The sequence below is a fragment of the Streptomyces sp. S.PNR 29 genome, assembly GCF_030386795.1.
Classification (GTDB): Bacteria; Actinomycetota; Actinomycetes; order Streptomycetales; family Streptomycetaceae; genus Streptomyces.
On record NZ_JANUQM010000014.1, the window covers coordinates 273010 to 294855 of the forward strand.

At 70.6% G+C, this 21846-nt stretch carries 15 protein-coding genes; 11 read left to right on the forward strand and 4 right to left on the reverse strand.

The genetic code is table 11. The annotated features are described in order from the left end of the window. Positions 1 to 246 precede the first annotated feature (246 nt). The 7 genes from NW895_RS32875 to NW895_RS32905 all read left to right on the forward strand — a co-directional run bounded on the left by NW895_RS32875 (position 247) and on the right by NW895_RS32905 (position 11194). Positions 247 to 1929: an extracellular solute-binding protein gene (locus NW895_RS32875; protein ID WP_289940321.1), complete on the forward strand. Its 1683-nt coding sequence runs from the start codon at positions 247 to 249 to the stop codon at positions 1927 to 1929. A 37-nt stretch (positions 1930 to 1966) separates the two neighbouring features. Then, positions 1967 to 3001, forward strand: a complete 1035-nt coding sequence (locus NW895_RS32880; RefSeq protein ID WP_289940322.1) for an ABC transporter permease subunit — start codon at positions 1967 to 1969, stop codon at positions 2999 to 3001. Continuing rightward, entirely contained in the window at positions 2998 to 3936 is a 939-nt protein-coding gene (locus NW895_RS32885; protein WP_289940323.1) for a carbohydrate ABC transporter permease, read from the forward strand. The genes NW895_RS32880 and NW895_RS32885 overlap by 4 nt, the downstream gene beginning before the upstream one ends. Positions 3937 to 4063: 127 nt before the next feature. Then, a complete protein-coding gene (locus NW895_RS32890; protein ID WP_289940324.1) occupies positions 4064 to 6289 on the forward strand; it encodes an exo-alpha-sialidase in 2226 nt (741 codons plus the stop codon). Then, the gene (locus NW895_RS32895; RefSeq protein ID WP_289940326.1) at positions 6289 to 8253 is read left to right on the forward strand and encodes a beta-galactosidase; all 1965 of its coding nucleotides are present in this window, start codon (positions 6289 to 6291) and stop codon (positions 8251 to 8253) included. Before NW895_RS32890 ends, NW895_RS32895 begins: the two co-directional genes overlap by 1 nt. After that, positions 8250 to 10445, forward strand: a complete 2196-nt coding sequence (locus tag NW895_RS32900; protein WP_289940327.1) for a glycoside hydrolase N-terminal domain-containing protein — start codon at positions 8250 to 8252, stop codon at positions 10443 to 10445. Before NW895_RS32895 ends, NW895_RS32900 begins: the two co-directional genes overlap by 4 nt. Positions 10446 to 10480: 35 nt before the next feature. Further along, positions 10481 to 11194: a hypothetical protein gene (locus NW895_RS32905; RefSeq protein ID WP_289940328.1), complete on the forward strand. Its 714-nt coding sequence runs from the start codon at positions 10481 to 10483 to the stop codon at positions 11192 to 11194. A gap of 27 nt (positions 11195 to 11221) precedes the next feature. On the opposite strand, the gene NW895_RS32910 is transcribed toward NW895_RS32905, so the two are convergent. The 3 genes from NW895_RS32910 to NW895_RS32920 form a co-directional block, all read right to left on the reverse strand. Further along, complete coding sequence (locus tag NW895_RS32910) at positions 11222 to 12409, reverse strand: sulfotransferase (protein ID WP_289940329.1); 1188 nt, start codon at positions 12407 to 12409, stop codon at positions 11222 to 11224. A gap of 142 nt (positions 12410 to 12551) precedes the next feature. Further along, positions 12552 to 14594, reverse strand: coding sequence for a glycoside hydrolase family 31 protein (locus tag NW895_RS32915; protein WP_289940330.1), 2043 nt, complete (start codon positions 14592 to 14594; stop codon positions 12552 to 12554). A gap of 59 nt (positions 14595 to 14653) precedes the next feature. Then, a complete protein-coding gene (locus NW895_RS32920) occupies positions 14654 to 15670 on the reverse strand; it encodes a LacI family DNA-binding transcriptional regulator (protein WP_289940331.1) in 1017 nt (338 codons plus the stop codon). Between the two features lie 424 nt (positions 15671 to 16094). On the opposite strand from NW895_RS32920, the gene NW895_RS32925 reads away from it, so the two are divergent. After that, positions 16095 to 18032 carry an acyl-CoA dehydrogenase family protein gene (locus tag NW895_RS32925; protein WP_289940333.1) on the forward strand — a complete coding sequence of 646 codons (1938 nt, stop codon included), beginning with the start codon at positions 16095 to 16097 and terminating at the stop codon, positions 18030 to 18032. Positions 18033 to 18037: 5 nt separating this feature from the next. On the opposite strand, the gene NW895_RS32930 is transcribed toward NW895_RS32925, so the two are convergent. Beyond that, positions 18038 to 18487 (reverse strand): lamin tail domain-containing protein, encoded by a 450-nt coding sequence (locus tag NW895_RS32930; protein ID WP_289940335.1) that lies wholly within the window; start codon positions 18485 to 18487, stop codon positions 18038 to 18040. A 188-nt stretch (positions 18488 to 18675) separates the two neighbouring features. Between NW895_RS32930 and dxr the strand changes: the two genes are divergently transcribed. The 3 genes from dxr to NW895_RS32945 form a co-directional block, all read left to right on the forward strand. Then, complete coding sequence (gene dxr, locus NW895_RS32935; RefSeq protein ID WP_289940337.1) at positions 18676 to 19932, forward strand: 1-deoxy-D-xylulose-5-phosphate reductoisomerase; 1257 nt, start codon at positions 18676 to 18678, stop codon at positions 19930 to 19932. Between the two features lie 8 nt (positions 19933 to 19940). Then, positions 19941 to 21233: a site-2 protease family protein gene (locus NW895_RS32940; protein WP_289940355.1), complete on the forward strand. Its 1293-nt coding sequence runs from the start codon at positions 19941 to 19943 to the stop codon at positions 21231 to 21233. A 385-nt stretch (positions 21234 to 21618) separates the two neighbouring features. After that, positions 21619 to 21846, forward strand: a 228-nt coding sequence (locus NW895_RS32945; protein WP_289940339.1) for a flavodoxin-dependent (E)-4-hydroxy-3-methylbut-2-enyl-diphosphate synthase, incomplete at its 3' end; no start/stop codon positions are given.

The following is a 21846-nucleotide window of genomic DNA, read 5'->3' on the forward strand; positions in this document are numbered from 1 at the left end:
CTTTCCAAGCAGCGTAGGAGTCCTGCCGGATCGCTAGCACCTCGGAGGAATCTTGGAATCGCCCCTTGTGCGCCCTTGGGTGTTCACTTAACCTCGCAGCAACATCGAAGCGCTTCGACTACCGGGTCTGCCCGCCGGGCGGCGCGCAGTCCTCCGAAAACCGCTTCAGCTCAGCCAGTTCCACTCAAGACACCGCAGCCGACGGCTCCCGCCGGGTGTCCTGGTGCGCCATGAAGGGTTGACGCAATGACGCCGAACGCCGCCTCCGCCTCCCCGAGCCGGAGAAGTTTCCTCGCCTCGACCGCGGTCGCCGCCGCAGCGGTGGCGGGAGGGATGCCGCTGCTCACCGCCTGCGGCGGTGGCCAGGAGGGCCGCAAGGAGGGCGCCACCTCGGGCAAGGACGCCAAGAAGATCCTCCCGACGTTCGTGGCCTCCAGCGTCGTGTCGCCGGACATCCCGTCGAAGAACGGCTCGGCGGCCGGGTTCACCAAGGCGATCGCCATGGCCGACCTGAAGACCTCGGTCAGGAAGAAGAGGGGCAGCGGCGGCAAGCTCACCATCATGGCGCCGCTGTGGGGCACCCCGCCGCCCAACGGCAACCCCTACTACAAGGCCATGAACGAGGCCATCGGCGTCGACGTCACCTGGCAGAACCAGGACGGCAACACCTACGACGAGAAGCTGGGCGCGGTCCTCGCCTCCAGCGACATCCCGGACGTGGTGGTCGTCCCCGGCTGGAACCTGATGGGCAAGATACCCAGCGCCCTCAACGCCAAGTTCGCCGACCTCGGCCCCTACCTGTCCGGCGACAAGGTCAAGGAATACCCCAACCTCGCGGCCGTCCCGACCGACGCCTGGCAGCGCGCCATCTTCGGCGGCCAGCTCCGCGCGATCCCGATGCCGGGCTCGTACGTCCCCAACATCGCGCCCTTCTACCGCAAGGACGTCTTCGACCAGAAGGGCTGGACCCTCCCCAAGACCACGGACGAGTTCCTGGCCTGGGCGAAGGAGGCCACCGACCCCAAGGCCGGCGTGTGGGCCTGCTCCGACATGAAGTGGACCGCCTGGAACGCCTTCGGTGTCCTCAACGGCGGTGACAAGGCGCTGTGGTGGAACATGCAGGACGGCAAGCTGATCAACCGCGTCGAGACCGAGGAGTACCTCGAGGCCCTGGAGTGGGCGCGCAAGCTGTTCGCCGCCGGCGTGGTGCACCCGGACGACAGGGCCGGCAAGACCGCCAACCCGCCCGGCACCCGGTTCACCGCGGGCAAACTCCTCGTCTACAACCAGGACCTGTCCGACTGGTTCGGCAAGACCTCCGAGCAGCGCACGCAGAACCCCGAGTTCGAGATGGGCGCCATGGACATCTTCACCCACGACGGCGGCGACCCGCTGGTGTGGGCGGGGCAGCCGGCGAACATCTTCACCTTCGTCAACAAGAAGGCCTCCGAGCAGCAGATCAAGGACCTCCTCGCCATCGCCGACTTCTGCGCCTCGCCGTACGGCACCAAGGAATGGCTGCTCACGAACTACGGCGTCGAGGGCGTCGACTTCGAACTGAAGAAGGGTGTGCCCACCAAGACCACCAAGGGTGTCAACGAGGTCCTCGGCGCCTTCGACTACACCGGCGACCCGGCCGCCTTCGTCGCCCACCCCGACTTCCCCGAGGTCACCAAGGGCATGGTCGAGTGGCAGCAGCGCGTGGGCGCCTTCACCAAGAAGTCCTCCTTCTACGGCCTGACCGTCACCGAGCCGAACCGCTGGTCCAACCTCGCCGACAACTTCGAGCAGCTGGAGGACGACATCACCCGCGGCCGCAAGAAGATCAGCGACATGCAGCAGGCCGTGTCCGACTGGAAGAAGCAGGGCGGCGACGACCTGCGCGACTGGTACAAGAAGCTGCTCGACCAGACCGGCTCGGCTAAGTGACCCGCGGCGTGCAGGGCTGAGGCAAGGAGAACGGGCCGTGTCACACAGCACGGTGCCTCGCAGCAGGGCCGAGGCGCAGACGACGAAGACCCCGGTGGCGTCCGACGGGGCCACCGGACCGGGGAAGGACGAGGGGCGCTCGGGGAGGCTGAGTCTCCGGCTCAGGTTCAGACGCGACCGCACCCTGATCCTGATGACGCTGCCCGCGGTCCTGCTGCTCCTGCTGTTCAACTACATACCGATCCTCGGGAACGTGGTCGCCTTCCAGGACTACGACCCGTACCTCAGCGACAACGGCTTCGTCGCGATGTTCCAGAGCCCGTGGGTCGGCTTCGAGCAGTTCGAGCGGGTCTTCGCCGACAGCGAGTTCTGGCACGCCGTGCAGAACACGTTCGTGCTGTTCTTCCTCCAGCTGGTGCTGTTCTTCCCCATCCCGATCCTGCTCGCGCTGCTCATCAACAGCGTGGTCAGGCCCCGGGTCCGGGCGGTTTCCCAGGCGATCATGTACCTGCCGCACTTCTTCTCGTGGGTGCTGGTCGTCACCGTCTTCCAGCAGATCTTCGGCGGCGCCGGCATCATCGCCCAGACCCTGCGCGAGCACGGGTACAGCGGCTTCGACGTCATGACCGACCCCGGAGTCTTCAAGTACCTGGTCACGGCCCAGATGGTCTGGAAGGACGCCGGCTGGGGCATCATCGTCTTCCTGGCGGCCCTCGCCTCGGTCCCGGGTGACCTGTACGAGGCGGCCGCGATGGACGGCGCGAGCCGCTGGCGCCGTATGTGGCACATCACGCTGCCCGCGCTGCGCCCGGTGATCGCCCTGCTGCTGGTGCTGCGCGTGGGCGACGCGCTGACCGTCGGCTTCGAGCAACTGCTGCTGCAACGCCAGGCGGTGGGCCCGGACGCCTCCGAAGTCCTCGACACCTACGTGTGGTGGAACGGCATCCGCAACCAGGACTTCAGCTACGCCGCCGCAGCGGGCCTGATCAAGGGCATCGTCGGACTGACCCTCGTCCTCGTGGCGAACAAGGTCGCCCACCTCATGGGCGAGCAGGGGGTGTACAAGAAGTGACCGCCGTCGTCGACCGGCCGCAGGCCGGGAAACCGAGCCGCTGGGCCGCGCCTCCCCGGCCCACCTGGGAGGAGGAGCCCCGCAAGGCCGGGCTCGCCGCCAAGGGACTCGTCCTCGGCATCGCCTGCTTCGCGATCCTCTTCCCGCTGTGGATCGTCATCGTCACCAGCCTGTCCTCGAAGAAGACCATCGACGCCACGGGCGGCCTGGTGGTGATCCCCAAGGACATCACCTTCGTCGCCTACCAGGAACTGCTCAGCGGCGGCCAGGTGCAGCGGGCCACACTGGTCAGCCTCGGCATCACCGTCGTCGGCACGCTGTTCAGCATGACCGTGTCGGTGCTGTGCGCCTACGGCCTGTCCCGCAGCGGCTCGCTCGGCCACCGCTGGATCCTGATGACGCTGCTCACCACGATGTTCTTCAGCGCCGGCCTCATCCCGACGTACCTGCTGGTACAGGCCCTCGGGCTGACCGACACCTATCTGGCGCTGATCCTGCCCAGCGCGGTGAGTGTCTTCAACATCCTGGTGCTGCGCGGGTTCTTCATGGGGATCTCGCCCGAACTCATCGACAGTGCCCGCATCGACGGCGCGGGGGACTGGCGCATCCTCTGGAAGATCGTCCTGCCGCTGTCCCGCGCGGTCGTCGCCGTGATCGCGCTGTTCTACGCGGTGGGCTACTGGAGCGCCTGGTTCAACGCGTCGATCTACCTGACCGACCAGGACATGATGCCGCTGCAGAACGTCATGATCCAGCTGGTGCAGAAGCAGCAGCGGCCCGTCGGTCTCGCCGCCCAGATCAACACCGGTCAGCTCTCGCCGCTCTCCATCCAGATGGCGGTCATGGTGCTCGCCCTCCTCCCGGTCGCCGTCCTGTCGCCCTTCGTCCAGAAGCACTTCAAGAAGGGCATGCTCACGGGTGCCGTCAAGGGCTGACGGTTCCCGGCCGCAGGGCTGTCCGCCATCTCCCGCCCGCGGCTCTCGTCGTGGCTGGTCGCGCAGTTCCCCGCGCCCCTTTCGGGGCGCTCCACGATCCCCTCTCCCGTCAGACGAGGTATGTGTCATGCACGCGTCCTACCTGAGCAGACGTGCCGTTCTCGCCGGGACCGCGGCGGCCGCCGCGCTCACCACCGTCCCGTTCCTCCCCGGGGCGGCCCACGCCGCCGGGACCACCACGGCCGCCGCCCCCGCCTACCGCTGGCGCAACGCCGTCATCGGCGGCACCGGCTTCGTCTCCGGCGTGCTGTTCCACCCGTCGGTGCGCGGCCTCGCCTACGCCCGCACCGACATCGGCGGCGCCTACCGCTGGGACGACCGCGCCGCCCGCTGGACCCCGCTCATCGACCACATCGGCTGGGACGACTGGAACCTCCTCGGCGTCGAGGCCATGGCCGTCGACCCCGCCCACCCCGACCGCCTGTACCTCGCCCTCGGCACCTACACCCAGTCCTGGGCCGGCAACGGCGCGATCCTGCGCTCCGAGGACCGCGGCGCCACCTGGCAGCGCACCGACCTCACCGTGAAGCTCGGCGCCAACGAGGACGGCCGGGGCGCGGGCGAACGGCTCCTGGTGGACCCGCGGGACAGCGACACCCTGTGGCTCGGCACCCGGCACGACGGGCTGCTGAAGTCGACGGACCGGGGCGCCACCTGGGCAGCCGCGCCCGGCTTCCCGCCCTCCCCCTCCGCCACCGGGCAGGGCGTCGTCCTCCTCGTCGCCGCCGGCCGCACCGTCTACGCCGGCTGGGGCGACTCCGACGGCACGGCGGCCGAGCCGAACCTGTACCGCACCGCCGACGGCACCACCTGGGAGGCCGTCCCCGGCCGGCCCACCGGCACTGCCGCCAAGGTCCCGATCCGCGCCGCGTACGACCGCGGCGCCCGCGAGCTGTACGTCACGTACGCCGACGCGCCCGGCCCCAACGGCCAGTCGACCGGCAGCGTGCACAAGCTGTGCACCGCGAACGGCAGGTGGAAGGAGGTCACGCCGGTCAGGCCGGGCGGGACCACCCCCGACGGCGAATCCGACACCTTCGCTTACGGCGGGGTCGCCGTCGACGCCCGCCGCCCCGGCACCGTCGTCGTCTCCACCAACAACCGCTGGGCGGCGATCGACACCCTGTACCGGACCACCGACGGCGGCCGGACCTGGACGTCCCTCAAGGACAGGGCCGTCCTCGACGTCTCGGAGACCCCCTTCCTCACGTTCGGCGCGGACCGGCCCAAGTTCGGCTGGTGGATCCAGGCGGTCGCCGTCGACCCGTACGACTCCCAGCACATCGTCTACGGCACCGGAGCGACCCTCTACGGCACCCGCGACCTGAAGAACTGGGCCCCGCAGATCCGTGGCCTGGAGGAGACGGCCGTACGCCAGCTGATCTCACCCCCGGCCGGGACGGCGCATCTGATCAGCGGATCCGGGGACATCGGCGTGCTGTACCACGAGCGGCTCACGGCGTCCCCGTCGCGCGGCATGGCGACGAACCCGGTGTTCGGGACGGCGACCGGACTCGCGCAGGCCGCGAAGAAGCCGTCGTACGTCGTCCGCGCCGGCTGGGGCGACCACGGCAACGGCGCCTACTCGAACGACGGCGGACAGACCTGGGCGCCCTTCGCCGCACAGCCCGCCATCGCCAAGGACGCGCCCGGGCCGATCGCCACGAACGCCGACGGCAGTGTGCTGCTGTGGTCCTTCGTGCACTGGGACGGCACCAGGTACCCGGCGCAGCGTTCGGCGGACAACGGCGCGAGCTGGACGGAGATCTCCTCCTTCCCGAAGGGCGCCACGCCGGTCGCCGACCCGGTCGACCCCACCCGCTTCTATGTGTTCGACACCGACACGGGGACCGTCCTCGTCAGCACGGACAGTGGCCTGACCTTCACCAAGGGCGCCACCGGCCTGCCCTCCGGGGACACCCAGTTCAAGCTGGTCGCCGCGCCCGGGCGCTCGGGTGACCTGTGGCTGAGCACCAAGGGGAACGGGCTGTACCGGTCCACCGACGGCGGGGCGGGCTTCACCAAGGTCGGCAGCTGCTGGGCCTCGTACGTCCTCGGCTTCGGCAAGGCCGCCGACGGCGCCGACTACCCGGCGATCTACCAGGTGGGCTCGACCGAGAGCATCACCGCCGTCTACCGCTCCGACGACGAGGCGAAGACCTGGGTGCGGATCAACGACGACGCCCACCAGTGGGGCTTCATCGGCGACGCCATCACCGGTGACCCGCGGATCTACGGCCGCGTCTACCTGGCCACCAACGGGCGCGGCGTCCAGTACGGGGAGCCCGTCTGATGCCGGACCTCGCTGCGGCCACCCGGGGCCGGATCCTCTTCGGCGGCGACTACAACCCGGAGCAGTGGCCCGAGGAGACCTGGCACGAGGACGTCCGCCTGATGAAGGACGCCGGCGTCAACTCCGTGACCCTCGGTGTCTTCTCCTGGTCGAAGCTCGAACCCCACCCGGGCGCACGGGAGTTCGGGTGGCTCGACACGCTGATGGACCTGATGCACGACCACGGCATCGGCGTCGTCCTGGCCACCCCCACCTCCTCGCCCCCGCCCTGGATGGGCCGGCTGCACCCCGACACCCTCCCCGTCACCGAGGACGGCCGCACCGAGTGGTGGGGCGGCCGTCAGCACTTCTCGCACTCCAGCGCCACCTACCGGCGCTACGCCGCCGCCATCACCGAGGACCTGGCCGCCCGCTACGGCGGCCACCCCGCCCTCACGATGTGGCACATCAACAACGAGTACTGCACCTTCGACCACGGGGACCAGGCGGCGGCGGCCTTCCGCCGCTGGCTCCGCGAGAAGTACGGCACGCTCGACGCCCTGAACACCGCCTGGGGCACGGCCTTCTGGAGCCAGGGCTACGACAGCTGGGACGGCATCCTGCCGCCCCGCCTCCCGCACTACATGAAGAACCCCACGCAGGTGCTGGACTTCCGGCGCTTCACCTCCGACATGCTCCTGGAGTGCTACGTCGCCGAGCGCGACATCGTCCGCCGGCACACCCCGCACATCCCGGTCACCACCAACTTCATGCCGCTGTGGTTCGGCCAGGACGCCTGGCGCTGGGCCGAGGAGGAGGACGTCGTCTCGGTCGACCTCTACCCCGACCCGCGCGACCCCCTCGGGGCGCAGAACGGCGCTCTGGTCCAGGACATGACCCGGTCCCAGGCCCGCGGTCCCTGGGTGCTCATGGAGCAGGCGGCGGGCCCGGTCAACTGGCGGGGCGTGAACCACCCCAAGCCACGCGGCCTCAACCGCCTGTGGTCCCTCCAGGCCGTCGCCCGGGGCGCGGACGCCGTCTGCTACTTCCAGTGGCGCCAGTCCCGGCAGGGCGCGGAGAAGTTCCACTCCGGCATGGTCAGCCACGCGGGGGAGGAGGGCCGCACGTATCAGGAGGTCAAGCAGCTCGGTGCCGAGCTCGCGCGGATCGCCCCCCATGTGACGGGCCGCCACATCACCGCCGACGTCGCCGTCCTGCACGACTGGCACTCCTGGTGGGCCGGCGCCCAGGACGGCCGCCTGTCCACCCGGGCGGACTACCCGGACGTCCTGCGCGCCTGGCACCGCGCCCTCTGGGAGGCCCACCTCACCACCGACTTCGCCCACCCCGAGCACGACCTGACGCCGTACACGGTGGTCGTCGTGCCCCAACTGTACGCGCTCACCGACGCGGCGATCGACAACCTCCTCGCCTACGTCCGCGGCGGCGGCACCCTCGTCTGCGGCTTCCTGACCGGCATCGCGGACGAGGACGACCGGGTGCGGCCCGGCGGCATGGACGCCCGGCTGCGCGAGCTGTTCGGCATCCGCACCCTGCACGAGTGGTGGCCGCTGGACGCGGGGGAGACCGTCGCGTGCGAGGGCTTCCGCGGGACGCTGTGGTCGGAGGAGATCGAGGCCGCCGAGGACGCCGAGACGATCCCGTACCAGGGCGGCGAACTCGACGGACTGCCCGCCGTCCTGCGCAGGGGCCGTGCCTGGTACGTCTCCACGCTCCCGGAGCCGGACGCGCTGCGCGACCTGCTCGCCCGGATCGCCGCCGGCGCGGGAGTCCGGCCGGTGCTCGACGCGATCCCGGCGGGCGTGGAGGCCGTTCGTCGCGGTGACCTGCTGTTCCTGCTCAACCACGGGCGCGAGGCGGTGACCGTGGAGGTGCCCGGCAGCCACCGGGACCTGCTCAGCGGGTCCACCATGAGGGACGAGGTCACCCTCGGCCGCTACGGCGTGGTGGTGTTGCAGTCATGACCACCTCACCCGTGCACGGCACCTGGGAACCGCAGCCGGCCGCCCGCTGGGAGGACGCCTTCCTCAGCGGCAACGGCCACCATGGCACCCTCGTGTTCGGCGATCCGAACGACGACCGCGTCATCGTCACGCACCACACCCTCGTAAGGCCCGACGGCGACCCGCGGCACCGCCGCCCACCGCAGCTCGCCGCCGGACTCCCCGCCCTCCAGGACCGCCTGCTGTCCGGCGACCTCACCGCCGCCGAGGGCTTCACCGACGGCCGCCCGCTGCAGTGGGTGCAGCCCTTCCACCCGGCCTTCCAGGTACGGCTGCGCCGAGCCGGTGGCACAGCGCTCCGCTACCGCCGCTCCGTCGACTTCACCACCGGCGAGGCGACGGCCGCCGGCGGAGGCTGGACCAGCCGCGTCTTCGTCTCCCGCGCCGACGACGTGATCGTCCAGCACGTCACCGCCCCGCACCTCACCCTCGACCTCTCCCTGGACCCCCGCCTCCCCGGCGCCCCCGAGGGGCTGGGCGTCGGTCACGGCGCCGTGCTCACCCCCGAGGGCGCCCTGCTGAGCCTGCGCGCCCGCTACCCGGGCAGCGACCGCGCCTACACGGGCGTCACCCTGGTCGCCGTCACGGGCGGCACGACGAAACTCGTCCCCCCGGGTGTACACGTCGCGGGCGCCGAGGCGGTCCTGCTGCTCACCCGTGTCCGCCGGCACACCGGCGAGCTGGACGTGGTGGCCGAGGGCCGCGCCCTGCGCGACCTCCTCACCGCCGCCTCGTACGACGACCTCCTCGACCGCCACCTCGCCCTGCACCGCACGGCCTACCAGCGCGTCACCCTCGACCTCGCCGCCGACCCGGCCGAACGCGCCCTGCCGGGCTCCGAGCTGATCAAGCGCCCCCGCAGCGCGGCCCTGACGGAACGGCTCTTCGCCGCCGGCCGCTACCACCTGCTGTCCGCCAGCGGTCTCAACCCGCCCCGGCTCACCGGCCTGTGGACCGGCGAGTGGGACACGGCCTGGTCCGGCGCGTTCACCCACGACGCCAACCTCAACCTCCAGACCGCCTCCGCCGCGGCCGCCGCGCTCCCCGAGGTCACCGAGGCCCACGCCGCGCTGATCCACCGCCAGCTGCCCGACTGGCGGGACAACGCACGCGCGGTCTTCGGCACCCGGGGCGTCGTCGCGCCCGCGCACAGCGACGGTGAGTCGGGGCACTCGTACCACTTCAGCCGCGAGTACCCCCTCCATCTGTGGACCGCGGGCGCCGACTGGCTGCTCAAACCGCTCGTCGACCACGACGAGACACGCGGCGGGCGCGACCCGCGCACCGCCGCCGCACTCGCCGAAGTCGCCCTGTTCTACGAGGACTTCCTCACCCGCACGGACGAGGACGGCCACCTGACGATCGTTCCCTCCTACTCACCGGAGAACCGGCCCGCGAACGCGAGCTGGGGTGCGATCAACGCGGCCATGGACCTCTCGGCGGCCCGGCACGCCCTGCTCACGGCCGCCGAGTACCACCCCGAGCACGCCGACCGCTGGCGTGCCCTCGCCGACCGGCTCCCGCCCCACCGGATCAACGCCGACGGCGCCCTGGCCGAATGGGCCTGGCCCGGTCTGGAGGACTCCTACGACCACCGCCACCTCAGCCACCTCTACGGCGTCTGGCCGCTCGACGAGATCAACCCCTACGACACCCCCGGCCTCGCCGCGGCCGCTCACCGGGCGCTGAAGCTGCGCGGCGCCGAGAACGACTCCGCGCACGGCCACCTCCACCACGCCCTGATCGCCGCCCGGCTCAGGGACGCGGGCCGCGTCGCCCACGCGCTGGGCAACGTCCTGGACGGCGACTTCTTCCACGCCTCCCTGATGAGCGCCCACTACCCGAACCGGGACGTCTACAACGCGGACGCCGCCCACACCCTCCCGGCGGTGCTCATCGAGATGCTCGTGCAGTCCACGCCGGATCGGCTGGTGCTGCTGCCCGCGCTGCCGGCGGCGTACCCGGCGGGCGAACTGAAGGGCGTACGCACCCGGTTCGGCGCAGAGGTCGACCTCACCTGGAGCCCGCGTGAGACACGAGCGGTCATCCGCCCGAACCGCGCCCACCGCATCGAACTCACGACTTTCTCCGGCACACAGCTGCTCGACCTCGTCGCCGGAGAAGACCACGTCCTCCGTCTGGAGACGCGGTGACCCCCCCACTTCCCCCCACCCATGGAAGGGACACCATGGCATCACGCACGCTGAGCAGGATCACCAAGGCGATGCTGGCCCCGGCCCTCGCGATCGGCGCCACCGTCGGCCTCGCCTCGGCCCCCGCCTCCGCCGCCGTATGGAACTCCTGCGACCAGTGGGGCAACACGAGCCTGAACGGCTACACGCTCTACAACAACATCTGGGGCTCCGGCGCCGGCAGCCAGTGCATCTGGGCCAACTCCGGTACCAACTGGGGCGTCTGGGCCAACCACCCCAACACCGGTGGCATCAAGTCGTACCCCAACTCCAAGAAGGTGATCAACAAGACGATCACCTCGCTCGGCTCGCTCTCCAGCAGCTACAACGTCACGGTGCCGTCGTCCGGCGCGTACAACACGTCGTACGACATCTGGGACACCGACTACGACTACGAGATCATGCTCTGGGTCAACAAGACCGGAGCCGTCGGCCCCCTCGGCTCCTCGCAGGGCAATGTCACGCTCGGCGGTCACACCTGGACCGTCTACAAGGGCAACAACGGTGCGAACGAGGTCTTCTCGTTCGTGCGCACCTCCAACTCGACCTCCGGCACCGTCAACATCCTGCCCATCCTGAAGTGGATCAAGGACACCAAGGGCTGGTTCGGCAATGAGACCATCGGCGACGTGCAGTTCGGCTACGAGATCACCTCGTCGAACGGCGGCCTGAACTTCACCACCAACAACCTGACCGTCAGCGGTAGCTGACCGTCACACCAGGGCCGGGGACGACCGTCAGGCGCGGTCGGCCTCGGCCCGCAGCGCGTCGTAGCCGGCGAACGCCGACTCCACGTCGGAGCGGGTCAGACCGTAGCGGGCCAGGTCGTAGGTGTGACGGCGGGTGCCCTTCGGGCGGGCGGTGACCGCGGGGAGGCGGGCCGCGTCCGCCTCGGTCCAGCGGGCGCCGACGGCCGCGTAGAGCTTGGGGGCGCCCGTGGCCGGATCGGAGCCGAGCCAGGAGTACGGGACGTCGACCAGGTCCCCGGGCGGGATGGCGGCACGGGCCGCAAGGCCCCGCTCCATGGCGCGGCTCAGCAGGCGCAGCCAGGTCTGTCCGATGCCGGGCAGGTCGAGGGGGCGGGTGCTGACGGCCATGCCGTGCTCGATCAGGCTGCAGAAGGACGCCACGGCGGTGACCGGGTCGCGGTGGCACCACACGATCGTGGCGTCGGGGAAGACGGTCCGCAGCGCGTCGAGGTTCTCCAGGTGCATGGGCGACTTCAGCATCCAGCGGCGGCGGGGACGGCCGTGCTGGAGGACCTGGAACACCTGCTTGAGGTACCGGTAGTCGGGGACGAAGTCCCGCGCGCAGTGCCAGTCCACGTACGCGGGCAGCAGGGCCTGGGACAGCGGCATCAGGGAGTGCGGGAGGGCGAAGGTGCACTCCTCGGGGCCCTCGGCGGCCATCGGGTGGATGTCACGGAAGCGCGGGGCGAACAGGTGGGTGCCGCGGACCATACCGCGGGCGGTCGCGATCGCCTTCCGCCGCTGCCGGGGCGGTAACTCCAGGTCCGGCGTGAGCAGCTCCCACAGCAGGGGACACCGGTGCTCGGACGAGATCGACAGCACGCCGTGCGTGACGGTGGTCGCGGTGCGCGGCAGGCCCACGACGAACACCGGCCTCTCGATCGGCTCCTGCTCGATCTCGGGACGCTCGCCGATCAGCCGGCGTACGCGGGCCCGGTTCGCCAGGTGCCTGCCGACATGGAACTGCGCGGACCGCCAGCCGACCGGGGTCAGGCCAGGGGCGTCGGCCCACCACCCCAGCAGGCGCCGGAAGTCGTCCACGAAGGCCTCGTCCCCCTCCGCCCGCCCGGACTCGGCGAGGAGACGGTCGAAGACCCGGTAGGGGGTACGCCGGGAGCCCGACCGCGGCAGGAGCAGCAGATTGGCCAGGGTGAGGGGGAGCGGGGTCACGGACACGGGAACGACACCCTTCGAAGGCGGGTTGGCGGGGCCCAGGGGACACTACTGGCCGAACGGGCTTGCCGGAACGGCGCGTTGACGCCGACGGGCGGCCGGTCCCGCCGCTCCGGGACCGGCCGCCCCGCCGCATCCGGGGCTGCTACTCCGCTACAGGCAGCCGTGCCCCGTCCCGCAGGAACAGCGGGATGCGGTCCAGCGGGGCGTCGACCGTGACGGTCGTACCGCCCTCGTACGTCTCACCCGTCCACGCGTCCGTCCAGCGCGCGCCCGCCGGCAGGTACGCCGTACGGGCCGTGGCGCCCGCCGTCAGTACCGGGGCCACCAGCAGGTCCGGGCCGAAGAGGTAGGAGTCGTCGACCGACCAGGCCGTCTGGTCCTCGGGGAACTCCAGGAACAGCGGACGCATGACCGGCAGGCCCTCCTCGTGGGCCGCGCGCATCACGTCCAGCACGTACGGCTTCAGGCGCTCACGCAGCCGCAGGTACTTCTCCAGGATCGCGCCGGCCTCCTCGCCGTACGACCACACCTCGTTCGGGCCGCCGGTCATCTCCGGGCCGAGCGGCATGCCGGGGTCCCGGAAGCCGTGCAGGCGCATCAGCGGGGACAGCGCGCCGAACTGGAACCAGCGGACCATGACCTCGCGGTAGGCGGGGTCCTCCGGGTCGCCGCCGTGGAAGCCGCCGATGTCCGTGTTCCACCAGGGGATGCCGGACAGGGCGGTGTTGAGGCCGGCCGCGATCTGCCGGCGCAGGGTGGGGAAGTCGGTGCCGATGTCGCCGGACCACAGGGCGGCGCCGTAGCGCTGACTGCCCGCCCACGCCGAGCGGTTGAGGGTGATGACCTCGGTCTCACCGGCGGCCACCAGGCCTTCGTGGAAGGTGCGGGAGTTCTCGGCCGGGTAGATGTTGCCGACCTCCAGGCCCGGCCCCGCCCAGTAGCGCAGGTTCTCCTGGAATCCCGGCTTCAGCTCCGGCTCGCAGGCGTCCAGCCAGAACGCCGTGATGCCGTACGGGTCGAGGTAGTTCTCCTTCACCTTCGACCACACGAACTCCCGGGCGTCCGGGTTGGTGGCGTCGTAGAAGGCGACCTGGACGGTGGAGGCGACCTCCTTGTCCGGCCAGTCGGCGTGCGCCATCGGGCCGTACTGGGTGCCGATGAAGTAGCCCTTCATCTCCATGAGCTGGTGGTTCTCGCTCAGCGGGGAGACCGACGGCCAGACGCTCACCACCAGCTTGATGCCGAGCTCCTCCAGCTCCCGCACCATCGCCGCCGGGTCCGGCCACTCCTTCGGGTCGAACTTCCACTCGCCCAGGTGCGTCCAGTGGAAGAAGTCGCAGACGATGGCGTCGATCGGCAGGTTCCGCCGCTTGTACTCCCGGGCCACGGCGAGGAGCTCGTCCTGCGTGCGGTAGCGCAGCTTGCACTGCCAGAAGCCCGCCGCCCACTCGGGCAGCATCGGCGTACGGCCGGTCACCGCGCTGTAGCGGCGCTGTGCGTCGGCCGGGGCGCCCGCGGTGATCCAGTAGTCGATCTGGCGGGCCGAGTCCGCCACCCAGCGGGTGCCGTTGTGCGCCAGCTCGACGCGGCCGATCGCCGGGTTGTTCCACAGCAGGGTGTAGCCGCGGCTGGAGGTGAGCACCGGGATGCCGACCTCGGCGTTGCGCTGCACCAGGTCCAGGACCAGGCCCTTCTGGTCGAACCGCCCGTGCTGGTGCTGGCCGAGGCCGTACAGCTTCTCGTCGTCGTAGGCGGCGAACCGCTGCTCCAGGCGGTGGTGGCCGTTGCCGACGGCGGTGTGGAGGCGGGGGCCGGGCCACCAGAAGTGGGCGCGCTGCTCGGCGAGGAGCTCGCCGCCGTCCTCCGTGCGCAGGAAGCGGATCATGCCCTCGGCGTCGACCTCCGCGGTCAGCGCGCCGACGGTCAGCGTCCCTGTGCCGTCCTCGATCTTGACCGTGCTCTCGGTGGCCGGGGCCTCGTCGAGCAGCGCGCCCGGCAGCCCCTCCAGGACCGGCCCGCCGAGCCGTGCCCGGACCCGGACCGCGTCCGGACCCCACGGCTCGATGCGTACGGTCTCCTGGCGGCCGCTCCACTCCAGCGCGCCGGTCCGCTCGCGGAACGTGCCGATGGTGGGGGACGACTGCGCGAGGCTGACCTGGGGCTGGTTTTCGGCAGGCTGATTCACGTGGGGTGCTCCTGAAGGAGTGCAGACAGGGGATGCCCCAAAGGGCAGCGTGGATCGGGTCAGGAAGCGGCGGAGGGAGCCGGTCCCGAGCTCGCCCGGACCGTCAGCTCGGGCGCGATCAGCACGACCTCGTCGCTGCCGCGCCCTTCGAGCTTGGCGACCAGGCGTTCCATGGCGTGCCGGCCCATCTCCTGCGCGGGGATGGCGACGGACGTCAGCCGCACCGAGGCCTGCGTCGCCACCTGGTCGGGGCAGATCGCCACCACCGACACGTCCTCCGGCACGGCCCGGCCCTGCTGGCGCAACAGGGCGAGCAGCGGCTCGACCGCCGACTCGTTCTGCACGACGAGGCCCGTGGTGCCCGGACGCTCGTCGAACACCCGGGCGAGGGTGACGGCCATCGCGTCGTACCCGCCCTCGCAGGGGCGGTGCAGCAGCCGCAGCCCCAGCTCCTGCGCCCGGGTACGCAGCCCTTCGAGAGTGCGCTCGGCGAACCCGGTGTGCCGCTCGTAGACCGCGGGGGCCTCGCCGATGACAGCGATGTCGCGGTGTCCCAGCGACGCGAGGTGCTCCACGCACAGCGCGCCGGTCGCCCTGAAGTCGAGGTCGACGCAGGTCAGGCCGGTGGTGTCGGCGGGCAGGCCGATCAGCACCGACGGCTGGTCGGTGCCCCGCAGCAGCGGCAGCCGCTCGTCGTCCAGCTCGACGTCCATCAGGATCATCGCGTCGGCGAGCCCGCTGCCGGTGACCCGGCGCACCGCGTCGGGGCCCTCCTCACCGGTGAGCAGCAGGACGTCGTAGCCGTATGTGCGCGCGCTGGTGGCCACCGCTATGGCGATCTCCATCATCACCGGCACGTACATGTCGGTGCGCAGCGGGATCATCAGCGCGACGATGTTCGACCTGCTGCTGGCCAGGGCGCGAGCGCCGGCGTTCGGGTGGTACCCGAGCTCGCGGATGCTCCGCTCGACCCGCTGCCGGGTGGTGGCGGAGATGGACCGCTTGCCGCTGAGGACATAGCTCACCGTGCTCGCCGAGACTCCGGCGTGCTGGGCGACCTCGGCGAGGGTGACCATCCAGCTCTCCAAGCTTTGTGAAGCGCTTCGACAGTGCGCGTAGCTGACATGTGCGGGTGAGGGTGGTTCGACAGTAGCTTCAGCGAGAGTGGGTGTCCATAGGCTGTCGAAGCGCTTCGACACCTTTTCTGCAGGGAGCGGACCGTGCCCGTCCGCCCGAGGCCATTCCCGGCCTCGAAGGCTCCACCCGGACCCTCGTTCGGCGCAACCGCTCGCCGACGACAGGCACGGCCCCGGCACCGCGCCCGGCACCGGGGCCCGCAGGGGTTCCGGCCGTCCGGACACGGCGTCGTATCCGGTCCCCGTCGGCTGAACGGTTGCGCGAGGGGTGGTGGGGCCGCCCCGGATCGGGTAGATACGAACGGGTAGTACCCGTCGGTAGCCAAAACGGCCCATGATCCCGATTCGCGGCGAGGTGAGCCTCATGTCCGCAGCACCCACGAAGCCAACCGTCACCGAACGTGAGGCCCGCCAGGTGGCGGAGGCCGCCCGGGAACAGGACTGGCGCAAGCCCAGCTTCGCCAAGGAACTGTTCCTCGGCCGGTTCCGCCTCGACCTCATCCACCCCCACCCGCTGCCGACCGACGAGGCCGCCCAGCGCGGTGAGGAGTTCCTCGCCAAGCTGCGCGACTTCGTCGAGACGAAGGTCGACGGCGCCGTCATCGAACGCGACGCCCGGATCCCCGACGACGTGATCAACGGGCTCAAGGAGCTCGGCGCCCTCGGCATGAAGATCGACACCAAGTACGGCGGGCTCGGCCTCACCCAGGTGTACTACAACAAGGCGCTCGCGCTGGTCGGCTCGGCCAGTCCCGCGATCGGCGTGCTGCTCTCGGCGCACCAGTCGATCGGCGTGCCGCAGCCGCTGAAGCTGTTCGGCACGCAGGAACAGAAGGAGCGGTTCCTGCCGCGCTGCGCCCGCACCGACATCAGCGCCTTCCTGCTCACCGAGCCCGACGTCGGCTCCGACCCCGCCCGGCTCGCCACCAGCGCCGTCCCGGACGGGGACGAGTACGTCCTCGACGGGGTGAAGCTGTGGACCACCAACGGCGTGGTCGCCGACCTGCTGGTCGTCATGGCCCGGGTGCCGAAGAGCGAGGGGCACAGGGGTGGCATCACGGCCTTCGTCGTGGAGACCAACTCGCCCGGCATCACGGTGGAGAACCGCAACGCCTTCATGGGCCTGCGCGGTATCGAGAACGGCGTCACCCGCTTCCACCAGGTCCGCGTCCCCGCCGCCAACCGCATCGGTGAGGAGGGCCAGGGGCTGAAGATCGCGCTGACCACACTGAACACCGGGCGGCTGTCCCTGCCCGCCTCCTGCGTCGCCGCCGGCAAGTGGTGCCTGAAGATCGCCCGGGAGTGGTCGGCGGCGCGCGAGCAGTGGGGCAAGCCGATCGCCCACCACGAGGCGGTCGGGTCGAAGATCTCCTTCATCGCGGCCACCACCTTCGCCCTGGAGGCGGTGACCGACCTGGCCTCACAGATGGCCGACGAGGACCGCAACGACATCCGTATCGAAGGCGCGCTCGCCAAGCTGTACGCCTCCGAGATGGCCTGGCTGATGGCCGACGAACTCGTCCAGATCCGCGGTGGCCGCGGCTTCGAGACGGCGGCGTCCCTGGCCGCCCGCGGGGAGCGTCCGGTCGCCGCCGAGCAGGTGCTGCGCGACCTGCGCATCAACCGCATCTTCGAGGGCTCGACCGAGATCATGCACCTGCTGATCGCCCGTGAGGCGGTCGACGCCCATCTGTCGGTCGCGGGCGACCTGATCGACCCGGACAAGTCCCTGCAGGACAAGGCGAGGGCAGGCGCGCAGGCCGGGGTCTTCTACGCCAAGTGGCTGCCGAAGCTGGTCGCGGGCCCGGGACAGCTCCCGCGCTCGTACAGCGAGTTCCACCCGTCGGGCCATGTCGACCTCTCCCCGCACCTGCGCTACGTCGAGCGCACCGCGCGCAAGCTGGCCCGCTCCACCTTCTACGCCATGTCCCGCTGGCAGGGCCGGATGGAGTCCAAGCAGGGCTTCCTGGGCCGGATCGTCGACATCGGTGCCGAACTGTTCGCGATGAGCGCCGCCTGCGTCCGTGCCGAACTCCTGCGCGGCCAGGGCGACCACGGCCGCGAGGCCTACCAGCTCGCCGACGTCTTCTGCCGCCAGGCCCGCATCCGCGTCGAGGAGCTCTTCGGCCGGCTGTGGACCAACACCGACGACCTCGACCGGAAGGTGGTCAAGGGCGTGCTGTCGGGCACGTACACATGGCTGGAGGAGGGCATCGTCGACCCGTCCGGGGACGGCCCGTGGATCGCGGAGGCGACCCCCGGACCGTCGCAGCGGGAGAACGTGCACCGCCCGATCCGGTAGGCCCCTCAGCAGTACTTGTCGCTCGGATCCCGCGTCGTCCAGGAACAGGAGTCGGCCTTGGTGCCGCTCGCCTTGGTCAGGGTGGCCGTGTCGCTGGTGTTGTTCCAGACGTACCAGCCGCGGTCCTGGTACTTGGTCGACGTGGTGTCCGAACCGCTGCCCGTCTTCACCTTCATCGTCTTGCCCGCGCCGATCCTGACGTTCGGGAAGACGTACTTGTGATTCGCCTTGTCCTTCAGGATCCAGCCCTTGAGCGAGATCGCGGACCCACTGGTGTTCTTGATCTCCACCCACTCGCCGTTGAGGCTGGAGTTGGAGCCGGTGTCCGAGCCGGGGCTGTCGAACCACACGTGGCGGATGACGACGCCACCGGCGGCCTCGGCCGGGACGCTGAAGACGGTGGCGGTCAGGGCCGCGGCGCCCGCGAGCGCGGGCAGCAGAGCGCGTATGCGCATGAGAGATCCCCCCAGGATGTCGTCCACCGGCCGGACCTCCGCCGGCCAGGAGTGAATTGTTTATCACGGGATCTTCACCAAGACTTCACAAAGGGAGATTTCGTTCCCCGGACTGACACGGTCTGCCGAGGAACCCGCCCGAGGGACGCGCTGTCCTCTCGCGGTGCCGTTGCGGCCACAATGGGGGGATGAGCGACAGTCCAGCCCCCCTCGCCGACCCGCACCTCGTCTACGACCCCGTGGCGGGAGACGGCCCGAAGGACGTGGTGATCCTCGGCTCCACCGGGTCGATCGGCACCCAGGCCATCGACCTCGTACTGCGCAACCCCGACCGGTTCCGGGTCACCGGCCTGTCCGCCAACGGCGGCCGGGTGGCCCTCCTCGCCGAGCAGGCCCACCGGCTGAAGGCGCGCACGGTCGCCGTCGCCCGCGAGGACGTCGTACCGGCGCTGCGCGAGGCGCTCGCCTCCTGGTACGGCACGGGCGAACCGCTCCCCGAGATCCTCGCCGGACCGGACGCGGCCACGCAGCTCGCCGCCTCCGACTGCCACACCGTCCTGAACGGCATCACCGGCTCCATCGGACTCGCCCCGACCCTGGCCGCCCTGGAGGCGGGCCGCACCCTCGCACTCGCCAACAAGGAGTCGCTCATCGTGGGCGGCCCGCTCGTCAAGGCCCTCGCCAAGCCCGGACAGATCATCCCGGTCGACTCCGAGCACGCCGCCCTGTTCCAGGCCCTGGCCGCCGGCACCCGCGCCGACGTGCGCAAACTCGTCGTCACCGCCTCCGGCGGCCCCTTCCGTGGCCGCACCAAGGAGGAACTGGCGCAGGTCACCGTCGAGGACGCCCTCGCCCACCCGACCTGGGCCATGGGGCCGGTGATCACGATCAACTCCGCGACCCTCGTCAACAAGGGCCTGGAGGTCATCGAGGCACACCTGCTCTACGACATTCCCTTCGACCGCATTGAGGTGGTCGTGCATCCCCAGTCGTATGTCCACTCGATGGTTGAGTTCACGGACGGATCGACACTGGCCCAGGCGACGCCCCCCGACATGCGCGGGCCCATCGCCATCGGCCTCGGCTGGCCCGAGCGCGTCCCCGACGCGGCCCCGGCCTTCGACTGGAGCACGGCGTCGACGTGGGAGTTCTTCCCGCTCGACAACGACGCCTTCCCCTCGGTCGGCCTCGCCCGGCACGTCGGGCAGCTCGGCGGCACCGCCCCCGCGGTGTTCAACGCGGCCAACGAGGAGTGCGTGGAGGCCTTCCGGGCCGGCGCGCTGCCCTTCAACGGGATCATGGAGACGGTGACCCGGGTGGTGGAGGAGCACGGCACCCCCCGCGCGGGAACCTCACTCACCGTGCCGGACGTCCTCGAAGCGGAGACCTGGGCGCGCACCCGGGCCCGGGAACTGGCGGCACAGACGGCGGAGGCCCGTGCATGACGACCCTGATGTTCATCCTCGGCATAGTCGTCTTCGCGGTCGGGCTGCTCTTCTCCATCGCCTGGCACGAGCTGGGGCACCTGTCCACGGCCAAGCTGTTCGGCATCCGCGTGCCGCAGTACATGGTCGGCTTCGGCCCGACCATCTGGTCACGCCACAAGGGCGAGACCGAGTACGGGATCAAGGCGATCCCGTTCGGCGGCTACATCCGCATGATCGGCATGTTCCCGCCCGGCCCCGACGGACGGCTGGAGGCGCGTTCCACCTCGCCCTGGCGCGGCATGATCGAGGACGCCCGTGCGCAGTCCTTCGAGGAAGTGCGCCCCGGCGACGAGACCCGGCTGTTCTACACGCGCGCGCCCTGGAAGCGCGTGATCGTGATGTTCGCGGGCCCCTTCATGAACCTGATCCTGGCGGTGGCGCTGTTCCTCACCGTCCTGATGGGCTTCGGCATCACCCAGCAGACCACCACCGTCAGCTCCGTCTCCCAGTGCGTCATCGCGCAGAGCGAGAACCGCGACGACTGCAAGAAGTCCGACCCGGCGTCCCCGGCCGCCGCCGCGGGCCTCAAGGCGGGCGACAAGATCGTCTCCTTCGACGGCGTCGCGACGGACGACTGGAACCACCTCTCCGACCTGATCCGCGCCAACCCCGGCAAGGAGGTGCCGATCGTCGTCGACCGCAAGGGTGAGGAGGTGACCCTGCACGCGAAGATCGCCACCAACCAGGTCGCGAAGAAGGACTCCAGCGGACAGATCGTCGAGCGCCAGTACGTCTCCGCCGGCTTCCTCGGCTTCAGCGCGGCCACCGGCGTCGTGAAGCAGGACTTCGGCGAGTCCGTCACCTGGATGACCGACCGGGTCGGCGAGGCCGTCGACTCCCTCGTCGCCCTCCCCGGCAAGATCCCCGCCCTGTGGGACGCCGCCTTCGACGGCGCCCCGCGCGAACCGGACTCCCCGATGGGCGTGGTCGGCGCGGCCCGCGTCGGCGGCGAGATCTTCACCCTGGACATCCCGCCGACCCAGCAGCTGGCCATGGCCGTCATGCTGGTCGCCGGCTTCAACCTCTCCCTGTTCCTGTTCAACATGCTCCCGCTGCTGCCGCTCGACGGCGGCCATATCGCGGGCGCCCTGTGGGAGTCCCTGCGCCGCAACATCGCCAAGGTCCTGCGCCGGCCGGACCCGGGTCCGTTCGACGTGGCGAAGCTGATGCCGGTGGCGTACGTGGTGGCCGGGATCTTCATCTGCTTCACCCTGCTGGTGCTGGTCGCGGACGTCGTCAATCCCGTGCGCATCTCCTGACGGCCGGCAGCGGGCCGGGCACGGGCCGGCCCGCTCCCGGCCGCCGTCGACAATGAGGCACCGGATGCCGCCCAGGTCCAGCGCAGGAGCCTCAGGCTCGCCGGCCCTCGATGGACAGCCGGATGTACGACTGATGCACCACCTGAACGCCGCGTGGTGATCACGGTGGACGCCCGGGGCACCTTCCAGTCTCCTGCCGGTGTCCCGGCACTTCTTCGTGCAGACCTCCGCGTGACCACAGGCCCCCTGGGGCGGAGAACACCTCCGCTCCAGGGGGCCTTCGCGGCGCCGTGTGCTTTCGTTCATGTCGGTGCCGTAATCTCAAGGGTCGGAGCCCGCTGCCTACGGGACCGACCTTGATCCACGACATGGGGTTGCACAGCAGATGACTGCGATTTCTCTCGGCATGCCGTCCGTTCCGACCAAGCTCGCCGAACGCCGGAAGAGCCGGCAGATCCAGGTCGGATCCGTGGCGGTGGGCGGGGACGCGCCCGTCTCCGTGCAGTCCATGACGACCACGCGTACGTCGGACATCGGCGCCACTTTGCAGCAGATCGCGGAGCTCACCGCGTCCGGCTGCCAGATCGTGCGCGTGGCGTGTCCCACGCAGGAC

Coding starts and splice junctions, on each gene's coding strand:
- NW895_RS32875 (WP_289940321.1), top strand. CDS start 247: ATGACGCCGAACGCCGCCTCCGCCTCCCCGAGCCGGAGAAGTTTCCTC.
- dxr (WP_289940337.1), top strand. CDS start 18,676: ATGAGCGACAGTCCAGCCCCCCTCGCCGACCCGCACCTCGTCTACGAC.
- NW895_RS32890 (WP_289940324.1), top strand. CDS start 4,064: ATGCACGCGTCCTACCTGAGCAGACGTGCCGTTCTCGCCGGGACCGCG.
- NW895_RS32895 (WP_289940326.1), top strand. CDS start 6,289: ATGCCGGACCTCGCTGCGGCCACCCGGGGCCGGATCCTCTTCGGCGGC.
- NW895_RS32905 (WP_289940328.1), top strand. CDS start 10,481: ATGGCATCACGCACGCTGAGCAGGATCACCAAGGCGATGCTGGCCCCG.
- NW895_RS32920 (WP_289940331.1), bottom strand. CDS start 15,670: ATGGTCACCCTCGCCGAGGTCGCCCAGCACGCCGGAGTCTCGGCGAGC.
- NW895_RS32930 (WP_289940335.1), bottom strand. CDS start 18,487: ATGCGCATACGCGCTCTGCTGCCCGCGCTCGCGGGCGCCGCGGCCCTG.
- NW895_RS32940 (WP_289940355.1), top strand. CDS start 19,941: ATGTTCATCCTCGGCATAGTCGTCTTCGCGGTCGGGCTGCTCTTCTCC.
- NW895_RS32900 (WP_289940327.1), top strand. CDS start 8,250: ATGACCACCTCACCCGTGCACGGCACCTGGGAACCGCAGCCGGCCGCC.
- NW895_RS32925 (WP_289940333.1), top strand. CDS start 16,095: ATGTCCGCAGCACCCACGAAGCCAACCGTCACCGAACGTGAGGCCCGC.